2 protein-coding genes are annotated in these 2811 nt (G+C 74.6%); both read left to right on the forward strand.

Annotation, left to right across the window (positions count from 1 at the left end):
• Positions 1-1070, forward strand: a 1070-nt coding sequence (locus ACWEVO_RS34305) for a LacI family DNA-binding transcriptional regulator (protein ID WP_452311569.1), incomplete at its 5' end; no start/stop codon positions are given.
• A 36-nt stretch (positions 1071-1106) separates the two neighbouring features.
• Positions 1107-2750: a glycoside hydrolase family 13 protein gene (locus ACWEVO_RS34310; RefSeq protein WP_452311570.1), complete on the forward strand. Its 1644-nt coding sequence runs from the start codon at positions 1107-1109 to the stop codon at positions 2748-2750.
• Positions 2751-2811: the final 61 nt, after the last annotated feature.

A 2811-nucleotide genomic window follows, 5' to 3' on the forward strand; every position in this document is an offset into this window, starting at 1 on the left:
CCAGGATTGACGACGTCGCCCGGCTGGCCGGGGTCTCCACGGCCACGGTCTCCCGGGCGCTGCGCGGCCTCCCGACCGTCTCGGCCGCCACCCGGCGGCGGGTGCTGGCCGCCGCCGAGCAGCTCCAGTACGCGGTCTCGCCCAGCGCGTCGCGGCTGGCCGGCGGAAAGACCGGCACGGTGGCCGTGGTGGTCCCGCGGATCACCCGCTGGTTCTTCGCCACGGTCGTGGAGGCGGTCGAGGACCACCTCCACGAGAACGGCTACGACCTGCTGCTCTACAACCTCGGCGGGCGGGAGCAGATCCGGCGGCGGGTGCTGCGGACGGCCAGCCTGCACAAGCGGGTCGACGCGATCATCCTGGTCGCGACCCCGCTGCGCCCGGCGGACGTGACCGCGCTGACCAAGCTGGACCTGCCGGGCGTGACGATCAGCTCCGGCAGCGGGGTCCCCGGCTGGCCGTGCGTCCGGATCGACGACGTGGCCGCGGCGTGGACCGCGACCCGGCACCTGCTCGACCTCGGCCACACCCGGATCGCGCACATCTCCGGCGACCCGGACGACGAGCTGGCCTTCACCACCCACCTCGACCGCCGGCGCGGCTACCAGGAGGCGCTGCGCGCGGCCGGGATCCGGCCGGACCCGAGCCTGGACGTGGAGTCCCAGTTCACCATCGACGGGGGCATCCAGGCGGCCACCGAGCTGCTGGCCCGGGGCGAGCCGCCGACCGCGATCTTCGCGGCCTGCGACGAGATGGCGATGGGCGCGATGACCGCGCTGCGCGACGCCGGGCTGCGGGTGCCCCAGGACGTCAGCGTGATCGGCGTCGACGACCACGACCTGGCCGGGGTGCTCGGGCTGAGCACCATCGCCCAGCCCGCGGCGGAGCAGGGGCAGCTCGCCGCCCGGATCCTGCTCGACCCGCTCGGGGTCCGCGCCGCCGAACCGTACGGCGGCCTGGTGCCCGCGCCCCGCGATCCGGAGACGGGCGGCGACACGCCGACGCCGCCCGTGATCCTGCCCACTCGCCTGGTGGTGCGGGAGTCGACCGCGCCACCGCGGGCACACTGAACGGATTCATCCCGTACGCACGACAGGGAGAAGGCGCTGAACACCGACGCGACGCAGCAGGACCCGGCCACCGGCTGGTGGACCGAGGCCGTCATCTACCAGATCTACCCGCGCTCGTACGCCGACTCGAACGGCGACGGGATCGGGGACCTCCCCGGCATCACCGCCCGCCTCGGCCACCTCTCCGAGCTGGGGGTCGACGCGGTCTGGCTGTCGCCGTTCTACCCGTCACCCCAGGCCGACGCCGGGTACGACGTGGCCGACTACCGGGACGTCGACCCGCTCTTCGGCACCCTCGGCGACGCCGACAAGATGATCGCCGAGGCGAAGGCGCGCGGGCTCCGGGTGATCGTCGACCTGGTGCCGAACCACACCTCGTCCCAGCACCGCTGGTTCCAGGCCGCGCTCACCGCCGGCCCGGGCAGCCCCGAGCGGCAGCGCTACGTCTTCCGGGACGGCAAGGGCCCGCAGGGCGCCGAGCCGCCGAACGACTGGCAGAGCGTCTTCGGAGGCCCCGCCTGGACCCGGCTGCCGGACGGCCAGTGGTACCTGCACCTGTTCGACACCGGGCAGCCCGACCTCAACTGGGGCAACCCCGAGGTCCGTGCCGAGTTCCTGGACATCCTCCGGTTCTGGCTGGACCGGGGCGTGGACGGCTTCCGGGTGGACGTGGCCCACGGGCTGATCAAGCAGGCCGACCTGGCCGACTGGCAGGAGCAACCGGAGATCCTCTCCGGCGCCGAGGTCGACAAGCCGCGGCCGCCCATGTGGGACCAGGACGGGGTGCACGAGATCTACCGCGAGTGGCGGCGGCTGCTCGACTCGTACGACGGTGACCGCATCCTGGTCGCCGAGGCGTGGGTGGAGCCGGCCGAACGGCTGGCCCGCTACGTCCGGCCCGACGAGATGCACCAGGCGTTCAACTTCGAGTACCTGCTCGCCGCCTGGACCGCGCCGGCCCAGTACGCCGTGATCACCCGCTCCCTGGAGGCCACCGACTCGGTCGGCGCCCCCACCACGTGGGTGCTCTCCAACCACGACGTGGTGCGGCACGCCTCCCGCCTCGGCCTGCCGGTCGGCGGCGGCCGGCCGAACGGCATCGGCATCGGTGACCCGCAGCCCGACGCGGCGCTGGGCCTGCGCCGCGCCCGGGCGGCCAGCCTGCTGATGCTCGCCCTGCCCGGCTCGGCGTACCTATACCAGGGCGAGGAGCTGGGGCTGCCCGAGCACACCACGCTCCCCGACGAGGCCCGGCAGGACCCGACCTGGGAGCGCAGCGGGCACACCCAGCGCGGCCGGGACGGCTGCCGGGTGCCGATCCCGTGGGAGGCCGACGCCCCCTCGTACGGCTTCGGGCCGACCGACGCGAGCTGGCTCCCCCAGCCGCCGAGCTGGGCCGAGTACGCCCTCGACCGGCAGCGCGGGGTGCCCGGCTCGACGTACGAGCTGTACCGGACGGCGTTGCGGCTGCGCCGCGAGCACGGGCTGGGCCAGGGCCCGCTGCGCTGGCTCTCCTCCGGCGACGAGGTGCTCACCTTCACCAACCGGGAGCTCACCGTGCTGACCAACTTCGGCGCGGCGCCGGTGCCGCTGCCGGCCGGCGCCGAGGTGCTGGCCGCGAGCGCCCCGCTCGACGGCGACGCCGTCCCCGCCGACGTCACCGTCTGGTACCGCGCCTGAGCGGAAGCAACCGGCTGCCCGGGGCCCGGTGACGGGGTCCCGGGGCAGCCTTTTCCACTCC

It is taken from the genome of Micromonospora sp. NPDC003776 (assembly GCF_053605645.1).